Raw genomic sequence first — 17,281 nt, forward strand, 5'->3', positions numbered from 1 at the left:
GGCGGGGTGGCCTCCGGGGGCATGCAGCCGTATGCCCAAATGCGCCTGGTTTTCCGGGGTTCTGTGCCTATCATGATCGTGCTGTACGACGGAAAGGCGGCGGTCGATGGGCGAGCACGAGATCTGTTACCGGGACGCGACCGACCTGGCAGAACTCATCAGCCGGCGGCAGGTCTCCGCGACCGAGGTGATGCAGGCCCACGTGGACCGCATCGAGGCGGTCAACCCGAAGGTCAACGCCGTCGTGACGGTGGTCGCCGAACAGGCCCTCGCCGCGGCGCGCGCCGCCGATCGAGCGGTCGGGACAGGCACCGCCGTGGGTCCGCTGCACGGTGTCCCGTTCACCGTCAAGGACTCGTTGGATGTGGCGGGGACTGTGACCACACGCGGCTCGTCACTGTTCCGGGACCGGGTTCCCGAGAGGGACGCGACCGCGGTGGCCCGGTTCCGGGCAGCCGGTGGGATTCCCCTGGCCAAGACGAACTTGCCGGAGTTCTCCTACTGGACCGAAACCGACAACTTGATCACCGGCAGGTCCCTCAATCCCTGGGACGGCGCGCGCACTCCAGGCGGTTCGAGCGGCGGGGAGTCGGCCGCGATCGCCGCCGGAATGTCGCCGCTCGGGCTCGGCAGCGACGTCGCCATCTCGGTGCGGGGGCCGGCCCACGACACCGGCATCGTCGCGCTGAAGGCGACCCGCGGACGGATACCGATCACCGGACACTGGCCCGAGGTGCCCCGCCGTTTTTGGCACGTCGGTCCGATGGCCCGCAGTGTGCGGGACATCATGACCGCCTTGAAGATCCTCTCGGGCCCCGACGGGGCCGACGGCTACGTACGGCACGCGCCGCGGATCACCGACCGGCCGGGCCACGTGGCGGGGCTGCGGGTGGGCTGGGCGGCCGAGCCCACCTTCGGCCCGGTGGACCGCGAGGTGACGGACACCGTCATGGCCGCGGCCGACGCGTTGCGGACGCTGGGCTGCACCGTCGAGCCGGCCCCGCTGGAAGAGTTGGAGACCCTGGACGCGACCGCGCTGAGCGCAGCGTTGTTCACCGCCGAGGTCGTGCCGTACTTCCGGCAGGCCGTCGACGGCCGCGAGTCCGAGCTGCACGGCGTCATCCAGCGGGCGCTCACCGCCCCGGACGTGCCGGCGGCCGACTATGTCGCAGCGCAGCAGCAGGTCGAGGTGCTCGGCTCCCTGTTCGCCGGATACTTCGAGCGTTACGACGTGCTGCTGTGCCCCGTGTGCCCCATCCCCGCGCCACCGCATGCCCGGTCGAAGTTCACCGTCGGAGACGTCACCGTCCCGGCACGCGGCATCATGCGCGCGACCGTTCCCTTCAACCTCACCGGTCTGCCCGCGCTCTCGCTGCCCTTCGGGGCCACATGCGAGAAACTGCCGATCGGCGTCCAGCTCGTCTCCCGCTGGTACGACGAAGCCACCCTCCTGCGCCTCGGTGCCGCACTGGAGTCGGTCAGCCCCGTGCGAGACCGGCGCCCTGAGCTGACCTGATGTGCGGGTGAACGGCGCTACTGCTCCACTGTCGTGGCCGTAGCCGCGGTCGCCGAGCACCACCCCACCCCACTCTCGCGTTACCGCGGTTGAAGGAACTCCCGTGCCCCACGCAACCGTGTGTGTACGCGCCTCTGTGTGGCACTGCTGTCGAGGCGGACGTCGAGCGCCCCGGGCACCGGGCTGTCGGCTCGACGCCCGGCAGGCAGCCGGGTTGCGTCGAGTCCGTCGCGCCGAGCGATGAGAACGCCGAGTTCATAGCTTCCCTGATGCTTGAGCGTGTTCAAGCGTCAGTGGAGGTAGCAGTTGAGTACGTGGCAAGTGGTGCGGGTACCGGATCCGGGCCGGTGGGGGACGCTCCCCGCTGAGGGGGTTATGGGGGTGCGGGATCTGCCCGAGGCGGTTACCCGGATCGGTCTCAAACCGGGTGATCCGGTGTTCGTTCGGCCGGAGGACCGGGAGGCGGCGGCGTTCACGAAGCTGTTCCGGTGGGGCGATGTACGCCCGCTGCCGGTGGACGTGTCGCGGCAGGAGGACCGGGCGGCGGACTCGGTCAGTTCGCGGGTGTCGTGGCTGACGCCGCGAACCCGGGGCCTGTGGTCCGACGTCGGTCTGCGCGGCCACACCCGTGCTGGTTTGCCAGCGCCAGGGGGGATTCCCGGACGGAGATGCGGAACACGAGCTTTGTTCAGCTGCTGCTGTCCTCGGCCCTGAGGCGGCAGGAGGGCGGGTCGTTGCTGACGTTCGAGCTGCCGACCCAACGTCTTCGGCACGGGCGATATTGCCATGGCCGAACAGCCGGTGCCGTGAGGCGGTCGAAGAACAGCCGCGTGTTCTACGCCACGGTGGACGCGGTCGGGCAGGTCGAGGTCTACATCCAGTCCGAGCGGGCTTGGGCAATCCAGCGAGCACAGGCAGCGGGCCGTTACGAGCGGCTGCCGGTGATGCGGCTTATCACTCGGGTGACGAATGGGCGGCACCCGACGGTGGAGTGGGTGGACCGGAACGGTGTCGCCGGTGCTCGGGAGCTGAGCCGTCTGGGCTGGATGGACCGGCAGTCACTGTTTCTGGAGGGGGCAGAGGGGCCGGAGCCTGCTTATCTGTGGCTGACGGAGCAGGGTCTGCCGATGGCACCTGAGCGGTGGAACGGGGTGTTCATGACCGCGAACCTGCGCTGCGAGGAAACGTTGCTCACCGAGGAGGAGCGGAAGATCACCCGGGACTTCCGGCTTGCGGAGGTGCTGGGGAAGTCTCCGTAGGCGACGCCGCATTCTGCTCGGCACTCGGCGGCGCTCTATTTGCTGATCGTGCTGAATGGGCGGGCAATCCCCATAGCCCGAACGTCTCTGCCATCCGACGCCCGAGCACCTCAAGTTCGACAACAAGCACGCCCACCTGGTCCTGGGCCGCCACCCCGTCCTGCTGCCGCCAAGGCTCGCCGAACTCCTCCGTCAACTTGCCGAACAGCCTCAGCTGCGGCCGCTGCTCTCGCGAGTTCACCCAGGGCCTCGGTGGCTCTTCCCGGGCATGGTCCCGGGCAAGCCGATCTCGACGCACGGCATGACCCAGAAGCTGGGCCGCCATGGCATCCCGGTTCGCACCGCGCGTAACGCGGCGCTGGCTGCTCTCGCTGCTGATCTCCCCAGCCCGATCCTCGCCGACGTGACCGGGATGCACCGCCACACCGCACTCCGCTGGGTCGCCTACGCCCGACGCGACTGGGCCGAGTACCTCGCCGCACGAGCTGAGGACGAGGCGAACAAGCGGAAGAAGAGAGGCACCGACGAAAGTCGCTGACCTTGGGCTGCGCAGGACTTCAGAGAGATCGTTTCCCGCGGTGCCCGGCCATTCTCCCGCAGCCGAGGGGAACAGGTTGGATGGCGGTCGACAGCGCGGGCCTGGGAGAAGCCGGCTGGCTTCGGGTGTGCGCTCCCGTTCGTCAGGCGGATACGGCACCGACCAGGCCGCCGTCGATGACGAGGTCCTGGCCGTTGACGTAGGAGGCGTCGGACGAGGCGAGGAATGCCACCGCTGCTGCGATCTCCTCCGGCTGTCCGAAGCGGCCTGCGGCGATCCGGTCGGTCAGCGCCTTCGTCTCCGCCGCGCTCAGTGCGGCGGACGGGTACATGGGGGTGTCGATGTACCCGGGGCTGATGGAGTTGACGCGCATGCCGCGCGGGGCGAGTGCGGCGGCGAGGGTCCGGGCCAGGTTGTGCACGGCGGCTTTGGTCGCCGAGTACAGGGTGAGGACGCTGTTGCCCCGGTGGATGGTCCACGATGCGTTGATGACGATCGAGCCTCCGTCCGCCAGCAGTGGCAGTGCCTTTGGGGCGGTGAAGAACACCCCCTTGAAGTTGATACGCCGTGGTCGAAGTCAGGCTCGGCGATCTTGTCGAACGGCAGGAACGTGCCGGTGCCCGCGTTCGCGAAGAGGCTGTCGAGACGGCCGTGACGGTCGCGGACCGTCTCCATCAGCGCGTCCACCGCGGCGAGGTCGGCGGCGTCGGCCACGACTCCCGAGGCGTTGGGGCCGAGCTGCTGGACGACGGTGTCCACTCGTGCGCGGGTGCGGCCGGTGACGATGACGTGAGCGCCTTCGGTGATGAGGCGGTGTGCGGTCGCCAGGCCCATGCCGCTAGGGTCTGTTGCGAAAGTGCTGGTTACATCCACTCGTTGAGGATTGCGAGCAGCACGGTCGCCCTGTAGAGGACTGCGAGCTTGTCGTACCTCGTGGCTGGAGCCCGGAGGCGCTTGAGGCGGTTGATCCCGCACTCGACCGCGTGCCGCTGCTTGTAGTCGTCCTGGTCGAACTTGGGCGGCCGTCCACCTCGCCATCCGCGCTTGAGGCGGTTGCGGACGCGGTTCGTCGGGACCTTGATCCGCTTGCTTGGAGTGCACTCCACGGCCATAGCGTTGAGACATCGGAACCGAAACCCCACGCGTCGACGCATCATCCCGCACGATCAACTGAAAAGACGGCAAGTGGTAGACAACCAATTCACAACGCATGCAGAACTTTTCGATCTGCGTGGAAAGCGCGCGCTCGTCACCGGTGGCACCCGAGGCATCGGAATGATGATCGCGCGTGGCCTTCTCCAGGCGGGCGTCCGCGTGGTCATCAGCTCACGCAACGCAGAAGCGTGCGCTCAGGCGCAGGAACAGCTTTCCACATTTGGTGAGGTGTGGGCCATCCCCGCCGACCTGTCCCGCCACGACGAGTGTCGGCGACTGTCCGACCTCGTCACCGCCGACTCGGAGCGTCTCGATATCCTCGTCAACAACGCGGGCGCCATGTGGGACGAGCCGCTGGCGACGTTCCCAGACGCGGCCTGGGACACGGTCGTCGACCTCAACCTGAAGTCGCCGTTCTGGCTGGTCCAGGCGCTGCTGCCCGCACTTCGCAGGGCGGGTACCGCCGACGATCCCGCGCGGATCATCAACATCGGTAGCATCGCCGCCATCCACGTCCCCCAGCGGCCCAACTACTCGTACTCCAGCAGCAAGGCCGCACTGCATCAACTCACCAGAGTGCTCGCCAGGGAACTAGGACCGCAGCACGTCACCGTGAACGCCGTGGCGCCGGGGGCGTTCCCGTCGGCGATGATGGCTGCAACCCTCGATGAGTTCGGCGAGGCGATCGCGGCGTCGGCCCCGCTACGCCGGATCGGCCGTGACGACGACATGGCGGGTGTCGCCGTGTTCCTCGCCAGCCGGGCAGGCGCATACCTAACGGGCGCCGTGATCCCCGTCGACGGCGGCATCGCCACAACCGCGTAGGCCGCCTAGGTGTGTTGTCCGGAGAGGTTGGTGACGCGGCTGGCTGGGGTGTGGCCGCTGATTCCGGTGTGGGGTCGGTGGTAGTTGTACCAGTCGAGCCAGTCGGGAAATGCGGCTTGGCGTTCGGCGTCTGAGGTGTAGGGCTGGTGGTAGGCCCATTCGTCGAGCAGGGTGCGGTGGAAGCGTTCGACCTTGCCGTTGGTCTGTGGGCGCCAGGGTCGTGTCCAGCGCGGTTGTATGCCCAGGTCGCGGCAGGTCTGGCGCCAGGTGTTCTTGCTGTAGGCCCAGGCGTTGTCGGTCAGCACACGCTCGACGGTGATCCCCCGGGCGGCGAACCAGGCCATGGCCCGCGTGAGGAAGCTCGCGCAGGTGGCCGCCTTCTCGTCGGGGAGGTCTTCGGTGTAGGCGAGTCGGGTGTGGTCGTCCAGAGCGGTATGGAGGTAGGCGAGTCCGGCGCCGGTGCGGTTCTTGCGGCCGGCGGCCCGGCCGAGGGCTTTGTGGCCGCCGCCGTCGGGGATGCGGCCGAGTTTCTTGACGTCGATGTGGACCAGTTCGCCGGGGCGGGCGCGTTCGTAGCGGCGGACGGGTTCACCGGTGGCCCGGTCGGTGGCGGCCAGCGGCGGCAGGCCGTGGCGCCTGAGGATGCGGTGGGCGGTGGAAGCTGCGACACCGGCACGGACGGCCAGCCGCAGCGGGCCGATCCGGTGCTCGCGTCGCATGCGGACGACCTCGTCCTCCACCGCTGCGGACGTGCGGTGAGGCTGGTGGTGGGGCCTGCTGGAGCGGTCCTTCATCCCCGCATGACCATGACGTTGGTAGCGGCCGGCCCAGCGTGCCGCTGTCGTGTGGCTGACCTGGAACCGTTCCGCGGCCCGGCGCAACGGCCAGCCGTCATCGACGACGCACCGGGCCAGACGCAGCCTGCCGGTCGGCGTCAGCGGGGCGTTACGGTGGATCACGAGGGCCTCCTGGCATCGGTGCAGACTTCGCAATCCACACCGAAACCAGAAGGCCCTCCCTCTTTCAAGCACCCTGAGAGGCATGTCGCCTGTCACCAACGTCCCGGGACAACACACCTAGTGCCGCCGGTGATGAGGACGGTCTTCCCGGTGAAGCGGTTCATGCCGATGCTCCCGTCAGGGTGCGCGTGATGTGGTCGGTGAGGTGGGGCAGCCAGTCGGCCCGTGCGTCGCCGAGGAGGTGGTCGCCGTGCGGTACGGACAGATAGGTGCCGTGCGGTGCCAGACGGGCCAGCGGCTCGCCGTTCGTCACGCCGGGTATGACGTCCTGACCCCCGTCCACGACCAGCAGCGGGGCCGCGATACGGGGTGCCAGGGCAGAGAGGTCCACCTGGCGGACGAACGCGTGTGCAGCGTCGGGGCCGCCGGTGCGTCGGGCCATGATGTCCCGTACCGGCGGGGGCAGTTCCTCCCAGTCGAGGCGGAAGGGGCCGCTGACGGTTGCGGCCGCGGCCACGCGCGGCTCAAGCGCCGCGGTCCGGGCCGCGAAATAGCCGCCCAGACTCAGGCCGACGAGCCCGATGCGTGCGACGCCGAGGGCATCGATGACCCGGCCCACGACCTGCTCGTAGTCCGGACTGAAGGTTGTCGTGGCCGCGAGCACGCCCTGCCCGGGCCCGTCCATCGCGAACACCGCAAGCCCTCTGGCCAGCAGTGCGGAGGCCAGATCGAGGAACTCTTCCTTGGCCGAGTCCAGGCCGGGGACGACGACCACGGTGCCGGGAGCGTCGGCGGGGCCGCGCAGCCAGCCGGTGAATCCTTCACCGCTCACACGTCGGGCGCCGGGCTCCAGCGCAGTGAGTGCTCTGCTCAAGGCGTGGTCGGCCTCGACGGCGGCACGGCTTGCCTGCGCGTACGGCGTGAGCGTGGCGAGGTGGAACCACCGGGCCGCCATCAGCAGATGTTCCCCCGCGGAGACGGACGATCCCGCCTTCTCCGCGCGCTCCAGATAGGCGTGTCCGGTGCGCAAGAAGGACGCCTCCCAGTCGGCGACGGAGGTGAGGCCGTCGGTCACGCGCCGGTACTCGTGGGGGTCGACGCCCGCGCCGGTGGCGCGTGTCCACTGGGCGGCGGCGAACTCGGCGATGCTCATCGTGTTGCTCCTGTTGTCAGTACGGCCCTGCCGCGTATCCGGCGCTCCCGCAAGTCGACCAGCGTGTCGGCGGTCTCCGCCCAGGCGGCGATCCGGCCGATCTCCGGGTGCAGCCGCTCCTGCTCCACGAGACGTACCAGGGCTGCGAGGTCGGAGCCGTAGGGGGCACCGGCGTAGTGGAAGTGCTGGATCGTGACGCGCTCGGGCCCGCTCAGCAGTTGGAAGAAGTCGAGGGTCACCGGCGTGCGGCTTGCCTGGCCGAACCAGACGAGCAGCCCGCCGGGGCGCACCTTGGCCAGGGCGACCGGCAGATCCGGCCCGCCCGCAGACTCCAGCACGACGTCGAATGGTCCTTGAGCCGCCGCGACGTCGTGCACCACCTGCGCGCCCAGCTCCGCGAGCCGCTCGCCGCGAACCGGCGTGGCCGTGACCGCGGTCAGCTCGGCCCCAGCACCGACGGCCAGTTCGGTGACGTAGTGGCCAACCCCGCCCGCGGCGCCGGTCAGGAGCACCCGCCTGCCTGCCAGGGAACCGGCCGTACGCAGCAGGCGCAGGGCGGTGATCCCGGCCAGGGGCAGGGCTGCCGCCCGTACGCTGTCGATACTGTCCGGGAGCACCGCGAGCGAGTGCGTAGGCACGGCGGCGTACTCGGCCCAGCCGCCATGCGGCGGATGTCCGACCACACGGGTGCCGATGCCGGGCCCCGAGCCGTCGGCCGCCGCCTGCACGACGAGCCCCGCGATGTCCTTGCCGGGCAGCATCCCCGGCCGGGGGTTTTCGAGGAGGAACGTCTCGCCCCTGTTCGGTGCGAACGCCTCGACCTTGACCAGTGCCTCACCGGGCTCCGGGACGGGCTGGGGAACCTCGGCGAAGGCGACGGGACGCGCCGCTTCCCCTGTAGGGATCAGTCTTTGCATGCCGAGAATGCAACCTCCACGGCAGCCCGGTGATCCAACAACGCACACGCACAGCCGACAACTCTTAGTTGTCACCTATGGTGGGAGCCATGGATCTCGACGTGCCACAGGTACGCGCCTTCGTGCGAGCCGCCGAGGAACTGCACTTCGGTCGGGCAGCAGGGACGCTCGTCATCTCCCAGCAGGCGCTGTCCAAGAGGATCGCGAGGCTGGAATCCCTGCTCGGCACCGAGCTGTTCCAGCGCGGCGGCAACGGGGTACGCCTCACCGAGGCCGGACAGCGTTTCCTCCCGCCGGCCCGGCAGACCCTGGCCGCCGCCGACGCCGCGGTCGCGGCGGCGGTCGGCAAGCACCGTCCACTGCGCGTCGATGTCTGGGGGCACCTCTACGCACCGATGCGGACACTGGCCCAGGTCGCCGGACAAGCCGGGGACCTGGCGCTGGGGCACGGGCGCGACCTGCCGTCGGTGATGACGGCACTGCTGCACGGCGACATCGACGCGGCCTTCGGCCGGGTCCACCCCCCGCTGCGCTCCGGCCTTGCACACCGCCTCGTGCGCCTCGAGCCGGTGGACGCCGTACTGAGTACGGACCATCCGCTCGCAGCCGAACCAGCACTGCGACCTGACCAGCTGAGCGACAGCGTGCTGTGGGCACCCGGTGAACTGGACCGGCTCGACTTCCTGCACCGGTTCGCCGACCGATTCGACATCCGAGACACAGCCACGAGCGTCAACCTGGGCCTCGCCCACTTCCTCGCCGAGGTGGCGCAAGACCCACGACGCTTCTCGCTGCTGCCCGCCGACGCGCCACTGCCGGAGATCCCGGGGCTGCGCTCCGTCCCGCTGGTCAACCCCACGCCGCTGTATGCCTGGTCGCTGCTGTGGCGCGCCGGCAACGGACACCCGGGACTGAGCGACCTCACCGCCGTCTGCGCCACCGAAGCAGGGCAACGCCGTTGGTTGGAGTACGACCCGGCTCGCGACTGGCTGCCCGAACCGCCCGCGAACCGCGCCTCCTGCAAGGAGCATTGAGCAGTGCTGCCCCAAGTGCGTCGTCTCCCACCGTGCGCAAACTTGGCCCGGACACCTTTCGTTGGTGTCCCCGTCGCGGACAACGTCGTCCCATTTCGACCGCCGAACCGCTGACTGCTCCACCTACAGAGCCGCCCCGGCCACCTTCACCACCGGGGCGGCTCCTCTGCGTCTCGGGCCCCCAGAGCACCCCACAGAATCTGAACAGATGAACTTGACAGGGAACATAGCGGCTGAGGGCGTCCGCTCCGGCGAGGTGGAATATCCCGGCCTGGTCGGAGCAGGCGAGTTGCCGCAGAGCGGAGGCCAGATCTTCGACGTGCTCTGGGCAACGGATGTCGTCGGTGAACAGGACACCGTCGTGTGCCTCGGCAGCCAGGGCATGGACCATACGCTCGTGTACGGATGTGCCCTGCCCGAGGATCAATGAAATGCGTGCGACTGCGGCGGTCGGCGCGAAGAGGCGAACAGCCGTCTCGGCGGTGGCCTTTGCCGCGCCATACGGGGTGATCGGGTCAGGTGAACAGGTCTCGTCGTAGTGAATCCGCGCACCGGAGAACACGGCGTCGCTGGAGACATGGACCAGGCGGCAATCGCGTGGCGTCGTGGCCATCGCCACACGGATCGAACCCTCGGCGGTGACCGCCCAGTCGCTCCCCCCGCTCGTTGCGTTGATGACGGCACCGGGGGCAACCGCGGCCAGCACCTCGTCGACCTGCCCGGTGGCGCGGAGGTCGAGTGGGTACCAGGAGGCTCCGGGGATGGTTCCGGGGCGGGAGCAGTACGTTGCGGCTGTCTCCCAGCCCGCAGCCGTGGCCTGGCGCACCAGTTCCGTCCCCAGGAACCCGCTGCCGCCGATGATCAGGACCTTCATGGCGCCCTACGGTAGGGCAGCTTGAGCAGTCCACGCCGTTCACCCGGTCCATGCAGTCCGCCCGGTGGCCCGAACGCACCCGCCCGGGTGGGCCGTTGCGATCGCTCACCGCACAGAACCTCTGCGCATGACCACTGCGCATGAGCGACACGGGTAACCGTCCCGGCGCACGTATTCCTGGATCATGCAGCGGTCGGAGGGCGTGCGGAGGCGCGGGAGGGCGCGGTTCGCGTCGTTCCGGGGATTGTGGCTTCTGAATGCGAGGCCGCCCCCTTTCACGCTGTACCGAGATGATCTCCGGTCTGTTTGGCTTGGTGACGCACGGCCACTTTGTTCACCACTGGCCGCATTGCTCACTTCTGTTCACGTCCCGGGAGGGAATGTGTCCGTACCGGACAGCGTCACCGGATCCGCTGCCGAGGAGCCCGCTCTCGAACCACCCGCAGACAGCACACTCACCAGCCTCAGTACCCGGGCCGCGCGCCAACTGGCGACCACCACCAAGTCCGAGCCCCAGATGCAGGCCATCACCTCACGGTGGCTGCTGAAGATGCTGCCGTGGGTGGACGTCAAGGGCGGCACCTACCGGGTCAACCGGCGTCTGCAACTCCGTGTCGGCCGGGGGCGTGTCCAGTTCGAGCAGAACGGCGCGGACGACATCAAGGTGATCCCCCAGACGCTCACGGAGCTGCCCGCCCTGCGCGGTTACGACGATGCCGAGGTGCTGAAGGAGCTCGCGGGCCGCTTCCGTGTCCGTGAAGTCCGGGCCGGCCAGGTGCTCTTCGAGGCAGGGCAGCCTGCCACCGAGGCGTATCTCGTCGTCCACGGCCGGTTCGCCCGCTACACGGTCGGCAAGTACGGCGAGGAGGAGGTCATCGGCGTCGTCACGGACGGCGACCAGATGGGGGACGAGGCGATCGGGCGGCCCGACCCGCTGTGGTTGAGCTCGGTGCGGGCCGAGACGGCCGGCGTGCTGATGGTGCTGCCCTGGGACGTGATCCGGGAGTTCACCGACCGGGTGCCGTCGCTGGCCGCACACCTGGCGGCGTTCGCGGAGCGCCAGCAGCGTCCCGCGAACCGCAGGGGCGAGGCGGAGGTGCCGGTGGCTGCGGGGCACGTCGGCGAGCCGACGCTGTCCGGTGGCTTCGTCGACTACGACCTCGCCCCGCGCGAGTACGAACTCTCCCTGACCCAGACCGTGCTCCGGGTGCACAGCCGGGTCGCCGATCTCTACAACGAGCCCATGGACCAGACCCAGCAGCAACTCCGGCTCACCGTCGAGGAGATCCGCGAGCGCCAGGAATGGGAGATGGTCAACAACCGGGAGTTCGGGCTGCTGCACAACGCCGACTACGGCCAGCGCATCAGCACCTACACGGGCCCACCCACCCCCGACGACATGGACGAGCTGTTGTCCATGCGCCGCAAGACCCGGCTGTTCCTGGCCCACCCGAAGGCGATCGCCGCCTTCTTCCGGCAGTGCAACAAACGCGGTCTGGTGCCGGGCACGGCGAACGTCGACGGGCATGAGGTCCCCGCCTGGCGCGGTGTCCCGATCTTCCCGTGCGGCAAGATCCCGATCAGCGACGCGAACACCAGCAGCATCATTGCGCTGCGTACCGGCGAGGCGGACCAGGGGGTCGTCGGCCTGCACCAGACCGGTATCCCGGAGGAGTTCCAGCCCGGTCTGAACGTCCGCTTCATGGGCGTCGACGACGCCGCGATCATCAAATACCTGGTCACCGCCTACTACTCGATGGCCATCCTCGTGCCCGACGCGGCCGGAGTCCTGGAGAACGTCCAGATCGGCCGGAGCACCGACTGACCAGGTGGAGTACGCACCATGAGCACGCCTCCCGACACCACCGCCGGGTTCTCGTTGCCCGGCCCGCCGAACCTCGCCCGCACCGTACGGGCCCGACGCGGCGGGGCCGTCCCCGGACTGAGGTACCGGCCCGCCGCCCCCGCCGACCCGGAGAAGGCCGCGGAGATCGACCGCAGGCTGGAGGCCTGGGCCCGCCGGCTGGATCTCTTTCCCGCCCGGTGGACCGGGGACTTCGCACAGTTCCAGGTCGGCCGCGCCGTCGTCCTGCAGCATCCCGGGGCGGCCGATCTCGAACGCCTCACCGTCGCGGGTGAGCTGCTGCTGGCGGAGAACATCGTCGACAGCTGCTACTGCGAGGAGGACGAAGGCCGCGGAGCCGCGCGCCGCGGCCTGGGCGGCCGGCTGATCATCGCCCAGTCGGCCCTCGACCCCTTCCACGGCACCCCCGGACTGGAGGAGGAGTGGCGCTGCGGCGTGCAGGCCGACGGGCCCCTGCGCTCCTATCACTGGGCCCTGACCGACTACGCGGCCTTCGCCACCCCCAGCCAGACGGACCGGTTCGTCCATGACGTCGCCCGGCTGCACCTCGGCTATCTGGCCGAGGCCTCCTGGGCGGAGACCCGGCACGTACCGCAGGTCTGGGAGTACCTGGTGATGCGGCAGTTCAACAACTTCCGCCCCTGCCTGTCCCTCGTCGACGCCGTGGACGGCTATGAACTGCCCGAAGCGCTCTACGCCCGTCCCGAGGTCCAGCGGGTCACGGCGCTGGCCTGCAACGCCACGACCATCGTCAACGACCTGTACTCCTTCACCAAGGAGCTGGCGAGTGACCCGACCCACCTGAACCTGCCGCAGGTGGTGGCCGCCCACGACAAACGCGGGCTGAAGGCCGCCTACCTGAAGAGCGTCGAGATCCACAACCAGATCATGGAGGCGTTCGAGACGGAGTCGGCCCCGCTGGCCGCCCTCTCGCCCCTCCTGGAGAGGTATGCCCGGGGCCTGGCCGCCTGGGTCTCCGGCAACCACGAGTGGCATGCCACCAACACCGACCGCTATCAGCTGCCCAACTACTGGTAGACCGACCGATCCCGCGCACCCTTGCAAGGAGTCACCGTTGACCATCGCTCATGCCGACACCGCCCGTACACCGGTGCCGACCCAGTCCACGTACCAGTCCCGCGTCGCGGACTACTGGAACGCCGAGGAAAACCCGGTCAACCTCGAACTCGGTAAGATCGACGACCTGTACCACCACCACTACGGCATCGGGGAAGCCGACTGGTCGGTGCTGGACGAGCCGGACCAGGACCTCCGCCGCGAACGGGTCACCGGCGAACTGCACCGGCTGGAGCACGCCCAGGCCGAACTCCTCGCCTCCCGCCTCGGCGACCTCTCCCCCACCGACCGGGTCTTCGACGCCGGGTGCGGACGCGGCGGCGGCAGCGTGGTGGCGCATCTGCGCCACGGCTGCCACGCCGACGGGGCCACCATCTCCGCCAAGCAGGCCGACTTCGCCAACGCGCAGGCCCGCAAGCGCGGCATCGACGACAAGGTGCGCTACCACCACCGCAACATGCTCGACACCGGCTTCACCTCGGGTGCGTACGCGGCGTCCTGGAACAACGAGTCGACCATGTACGTCGAGCTGGACCTGTTGTTCGCGGAGCACGCACGGCTGCTGCGGCGCGGGGGCCGGTATGTCACGATCACCGGCTGCTACAACGACGCCTATGGGCGCGCCTCGCGCGAGGTGTCCCTCATCAACGCCCACTACATCTGTGACATCCACCCCCGTTCGGCGTACTTCAGCGCCATGGCCCGCAACAGGCTCGTCCCCGTGCACGTCCAGGACCTGACCGCGGCCGCGCTGCCGTACTGGGAACTGCGCCGGAAGGCCGACCACTTGGTCACGGGCATCGAGGAGACCTTCCTGAACGCCTACCGCAACGGCAGCTTCCAGTACCTGCTGATCGCGGCCGACCGCGTCTGAGTCCCGGGGCCACGCCCCTGCGTACGCTGCGGCCGGACTCGTTCAGCCGACGTGGACGCGGGGGCGCCGGTCGCGGTCGGGTTCGGCCTCGCGCAGGACCTCACGGGTGACGGGGGCGACCTCCCCCTGGCCGAAGAGGAAGAAGCGGAGGAACTGGGCGAAGGGGTTGCCCTCGGTCCACTCGAAGTAGATGTGCGGCCGCGCTCCGGTGGCGTCGCGTACGTGCAGCAGCAGCGCGGCCAGCGCGTTGGAGATGGTGGAGCTTTCGAGGGCGAGCACCCGGAAGCGGCCGTGCATGACCTCGCCGCGTACCCGTAGTTCGCTCTCGAACTCGGACGGGTCGCCGACGGTGACCTCGACGAAGATGAAGTCGTCGTCGACCGGCAGGTCGTTGTCGGTGCGGATCTGCTGGAGCTTGTCGCGGTATTCGGACAGGTCGCGCTGGTCGGGTTCGTTGGCGATGAAACGGATCTTGCGGTGGGCGACGTCTCGGATGAACCGTTCGGCCTTCTCGTCGAGCACGACGCTGGTCACCCGCAGCTCGAAGGCGCGGGCGAGACGGGAGAGGAACGACAGCAGGATGATCCCGGCGATGAAGCAGGCGCCGATCTTCACCCCGTCGGGGCGCTCGATGACGTTCGCGATGGTCGTGTAGAGGAAGACCAGTGAGATGACGGCGAAGCCGATTGTCCAGCCCCGCTCGCGGGCACGCCGTGCGGTGATGGTCACCGCGATCGCGGCGGAGCTGATCAGGACCAGGACACCGGTGGCGTAGGCGCCGCCCTGGGCGTCCACATCGGCGTCGAAGAGCCAGGTCACCAGGAAGGCGACCAGGGTGAAGACCAGCACCATCGGGCGGACCGCGCGTGCCCAGTGGGGCGCCATGCCGTAGCGCGGCAGGTACTGCGGCATGAGGTTCAGCAGGCCGGCCATCGCCGAGGCGCCGGCGAACCAGAGGATCGCGATGGTGGAGGCGTCGTAGACGGTGCCGAAGGCCGAGCCCAGATACTCGTGGGCCAGGTAGGCCAGGGCGCGTCCGTTGGCCGGACCGCCGGGCCGGAATGCGTCCGCGGGGATGAGCAGGGTCGTGATGAAGCTGGTGATGATGAGGAAGACGCTCATGATCACGGCGGCGGTGGTGAGCAGCTTCTTTGCGCCCCGGATGCGCCCCGTGGGGCGCTCCTCGGTGTCGTCGGGGTCGCCCTCGATATGGGGCATGACGGCCACGCCGGTCTCGAACCCGGACAGGCCCAGTGCCAGCCTCGGGAAGACCAGCAGGGCCACGCCGACCATGGCCAGGGCGCTGCCGTGCTCGGTGGTCAGGGCATGGGACCAGTCGGTGACGACATGCGCCGCGGTGGCCACATGCCACACTCCGGCGGCGACCACGACCACATTGAGCCCCAGGTAGAGACCCACGAGGACGATGGCCACCCCGATGGCCTCCAGGAAGCCCTTGAGGAACACCGCGCCCAGCAGCGCGACCAGGATCAGCGTGATGACCAGCTGGCCGTTGTGCAGGGCGCTGGTGAGGTGCGGGTTCTCCACCAGGTGGGTGGCGGCGTCGGCCGCCGAGAGGGTGATGGTGATCAGGAAGTCGGTGGCGGCGAACCCCAGCAGGGTCAGCACGAACAGCTTGCCCTGCCAGAAGGACAGCAGCCGCTCCAGCATCGCGATCGAGCCCTGGCCGTGCGGGCTCTCCCTGGCCACCCGCCGGTACACCGGCAGCGCGCCGGCCAGCGTCACCAGGACCAGGACGAGGGTGGCGACCGGCGACAGCACGCCCGCCGCCAGGGCGGCGATGCCCGGCTGATAGCCGAGGGTCGAGAAGTAGTCGACTCCGGTCAGGCACATCACCCGCCACCACCGCTGTCCGCGGTGGGCGCTCTGGGCCCCCGCGTGCGGCCCGGGGTGGTGCTTGGCCATGTCGGCCAGGCCCTCCAGCATCCATGCGCGCAGGCGATGCCGTGCTGCGGCCCGGGGAGAACCGGCGGAGGCGGCCATCGTGTGCTCCTGTCGTACCGCGAACGGGGCCGGCCATCGGCGGGACGGCCACGTCAGCGTATGTAAGCGGGACATCGTCGCCGTGGTGTTCGGCGGCGTGGCGCGTTCGTGTCCCCGGAGGCCGGGGGCGGCAGGCGGGTGTTCAGGCGGGAAGTCCGGCTCCGTCGCGGACCGGCTTTCCGGTGAGGTGGTGCACGTACTCGTGCGCCAGGCGGAAACCCGCGGTCCAGGCGAGGAGCCGACTGGGACGGTGGTCGCGGGAGCAGGTCCAGCTCGGGGTGTGGCCGCGGGCGGCGATGTCCCGGCACAGGGCGGTCACACAGGCCAGGGCCAGGTGCTGACGACGGTGCTCCGGAGCGGTGAAACAGGCGATGTCCTCGTACCGGGTGCCGTGGAAGTACGTACAGGCAACGGCGAGGACGTCCTCCTTCCGGAAGGCGGCCCAGCCGAGCCCGGAGACGGTGAGCGGGGCCGGGCCGCCCCAGCCGGCATGGAGCCACGCAGCGTCCGGGGTGAGGGCGGCCAGCGCCGGGGCGTCCCCGGGGGCCAGCCGGCGCACCGTCACTCCGTCCGGGGTGCGCGGCACCGGTACGGGCACCTGGTGCAGGTACAGCATCCGCTCCCACGGCACGACCAGGTCGAAGGCGCTGCCCAGAGCGGGCAGGAAGCGGGCGGGGGCCTGCGCATAGTGCGCGCCGAAGACGGCGAGGTCGCCGGGGGTCAGGGCGTCCGGGTCGCCGCGGAGCAGGACGTGGTTCGCGCAGGCCACCGCCAGGGCGCGCGGAGCGGTGGCCCGGTCGGCCCACCAGCGGCCGGTGCCGAAGGCCCGTACGTGTTCGGGCAGCGCGCCCGCTCCGGGGGAGCCGGCAGTGAACCAGCCGGTGAGCGCGGGGAGTTGGTCCGGGGCGAGTTCGATCACGGGGTTCCTCGGGTGGTCGCGGCCTGCGCCGGTGCGGCCGTGCGCCGAGACATGGGTGCCGCACTCGGCGCGGTGCCGGGCGGCCGGGGGTCGGAGGTCGGGGCGGCTGAGGCGATACCGGCCATCAGGACCATAGGGGAGGAAAGGTGCATGCCGGGTGCGATCGCTCCCGGGGAGGGGGACGCGTACGCCGAATGGCCCCGTCAGGCCCCCGGCCGCGCGGCAGCGGAGGAAGGGCGAAGAGTTCAGCGAGTCGCCGAGCGGATCCGCTCGGTGACCCCTCCCGGCCGCGGCCTGGAATCCGCGGAGCGGT

14 protein-coding genes and 3 pseudogenes are annotated in these 17,281 nt (G+C 69.7%); 8 read left to right on the forward strand and 9 right to left on the reverse strand.

Annotated features, from left to right (window positions below; translation table 11 throughout):
• Positions 1 to 106: 106 nt before the first annotated feature.
• A complete protein-coding gene (locus ABR737_RS06540; RefSeq protein ID WP_350249236.1) occupies positions 107 to 1,516 on the forward strand; it encodes an amidase in 1,410 nt (469 codons plus the stop codon).
• An 80-nt stretch (positions 1,517 to 1,596) separates the two neighbouring features.
• Here the strand turns inward: ABR737_RS06540 and ABR737_RS06545 are convergent.
• Positions 1,597 to 1,776 (reverse strand): annotated as a pseudogene (locus tag ABR737_RS06545) (dTDP-4-dehydrorhamnose reductase); the annotation flags it as partial.
• Positions 1,777 to 2,250: 474 nt separating this feature from the next.
• Here ABR737_RS06545 and ABR737_RS06550 point away from each other — a divergent pair.
• Complete coding sequence (locus ABR737_RS06550; protein WP_350249237.1) at positions 2,251 to 2,775, forward strand: hypothetical protein; 525 nt, start codon at positions 2,251 to 2,253, stop codon at positions 2,773 to 2,775.
• Between the two features lie 301 nt (positions 2,776 to 3,076).
• A complete protein-coding gene (locus ABR737_RS06555) occupies positions 3,077 to 3,313 on the forward strand; it encodes a hypothetical protein (RefSeq protein ID WP_350249238.1) in 237 nt (78 codons plus the stop codon).
• A 142-nt stretch (positions 3,314 to 3,455) separates the two neighbouring features.
• Here the strand turns inward: ABR737_RS06555 and ABR737_RS06560 are convergent.
• Together ABR737_RS06560 and ABR737_RS06565 are read right to left on the reverse strand one after the other, a co-directional pair.
• Positions 3,456 to 4,147: pseudogene (locus tag ABR737_RS06560) on the reverse strand (SDR family oxidoreductase).
• Positions 4,148 to 4,176: 29 nt separating this feature from the next.
• The gene (locus ABR737_RS06565) at positions 4,177 to 4,419 is read right to left on the reverse strand and encodes a hypothetical protein (RefSeq protein WP_502964285.1); all 243 of its coding nucleotides are present in this window, start codon (positions 4,417 to 4,419) and stop codon (positions 4,177 to 4,179) included.
• A 79-nt stretch (positions 4,420 to 4,498) separates the two neighbouring features.
• Between ABR737_RS06565 and ABR737_RS06570 the strand changes: the two genes are divergently transcribed.
• Positions 4,499 to 5,293, forward strand: coding sequence for an SDR family oxidoreductase (locus ABR737_RS06570; RefSeq protein WP_350256694.1), 795 nt, complete (start codon positions 4,499 to 4,501; stop codon positions 5,291 to 5,293).
• A 5-nt stretch (positions 5,294 to 5,298) separates the two neighbouring features.
• On the opposite strand, the gene ABR737_RS06575 is transcribed toward ABR737_RS06570, so the two are convergent.
• The 3 genes from ABR737_RS06575 to ABR737_RS06585 form a co-directional block, all read right to left on the reverse strand.
• Complete coding sequence (locus tag ABR737_RS06575) at positions 5,299 to 6,252, reverse strand: IS481 family transposase (protein ID WP_350249239.1); 954 nt, start codon at positions 6,250 to 6,252, stop codon at positions 5,299 to 5,301.
• Between the two features lie 160 nt (positions 6,253 to 6,412).
• A complete protein-coding gene (locus ABR737_RS06580; RefSeq protein WP_350249240.1) occupies positions 6,413 to 7,405 on the reverse strand; it encodes an alpha/beta hydrolase family protein in 993 nt (330 codons plus the stop codon).
• Positions 7,402 to 8,322: a zinc-binding dehydrogenase gene (locus tag ABR737_RS06585; protein ID WP_350249241.1), complete on the reverse strand. Its 921-nt coding sequence runs from the start codon at positions 8,320 to 8,322 to the stop codon at positions 7,402 to 7,404. The genes ABR737_RS06580 and ABR737_RS06585 overlap by 4 nt, the downstream gene beginning before the upstream one ends.
• A gap of 89 nt (positions 8,323 to 8,411) precedes the next feature.
• On the opposite strand from ABR737_RS06585, the gene ABR737_RS06590 reads away from it, so the two are divergent.
• Positions 8,412 to 9,356, forward strand: a complete 945-nt coding sequence (locus ABR737_RS06590) for a LysR family transcriptional regulator (RefSeq protein ID WP_350249242.1) — start codon at positions 8,412 to 8,414, stop codon at positions 9,354 to 9,356.
• Between the two features lie 226 nt (positions 9,357 to 9,582).
• Here ABR737_RS06590 and ABR737_RS06595 read toward each other — a convergent pair.
• Positions 9,583 to 10,230 (reverse strand): annotated as a pseudogene (locus tag ABR737_RS06595) (SDR family oxidoreductase); the annotation flags it as partial.
• Between the two features lie 382 nt (positions 10,231 to 10,612).
• Between ABR737_RS06595 and ABR737_RS06600 the strand changes: the two are divergent.
• From ABR737_RS06600 to ABR737_RS06610, 3 genes are read left to right on the forward strand one after another with little or no spacing between them, the layout of a single operon-like run.
• Entirely contained in the window at positions 10,613 to 12,055 is a 1,443-nt protein-coding gene (locus ABR737_RS06600; protein ID WP_350249243.1) for a family 2B encapsulin nanocompartment shell protein, read from the forward strand.
• 18 nt (positions 12,056 to 12,073) lie between these two features.
• On the forward strand, positions 12,074 to 13,132 hold the full coding sequence (locus ABR737_RS06605; RefSeq protein ID WP_350249244.1) for a family 2 encapsulin nanocompartment cargo protein terpene cyclase: 1,059 nt from the start codon (positions 12,074 to 12,076) through the stop codon (positions 13,130 to 13,132).
• A gap of 37 nt (positions 13,133 to 13,169) precedes the next feature.
• On the forward strand, positions 13,170 to 14,045 hold the full coding sequence (locus ABR737_RS06610; protein ID WP_350249245.1) for a geranyl diphosphate 2-C-methyltransferase: 876 nt from the start codon (positions 13,170 to 13,172) through the stop codon (positions 14,043 to 14,045).
• A 42-nt stretch (positions 14,046 to 14,087) separates the two neighbouring features.
• On the opposite strand, the gene ABR737_RS06615 is transcribed toward ABR737_RS06610, so the two are convergent.
• Both ABR737_RS06615 and ABR737_RS06620 read right to left on the reverse strand, forming a co-directional pair.
• Entirely contained in the window at positions 14,088 to 16,049 is a 1,962-nt protein-coding gene (locus ABR737_RS06615) for an APC family permease (protein WP_350249246.1), read from the reverse strand.
• Between the two features lie 142 nt (positions 16,050 to 16,191).
• The gene (locus ABR737_RS06620) at positions 16,192 to 16,968 is read right to left on the reverse strand and encodes a GNAT family N-acetyltransferase (protein ID WP_350249247.1); all 777 of its coding nucleotides are present in this window, start codon (positions 16,966 to 16,968) and stop codon (positions 16,192 to 16,194) included.
• Positions 16,969 to 17,281 lie beyond the last annotated feature (313 nt).

Origin of the sequence: Streptomyces sp. Edi2, assembly GCF_040253635.1 — a bacterium.
Lineage (GTDB): Bacteria > Actinomycetota > Actinomycetes > Streptomycetales > Streptomycetaceae > Streptomyces.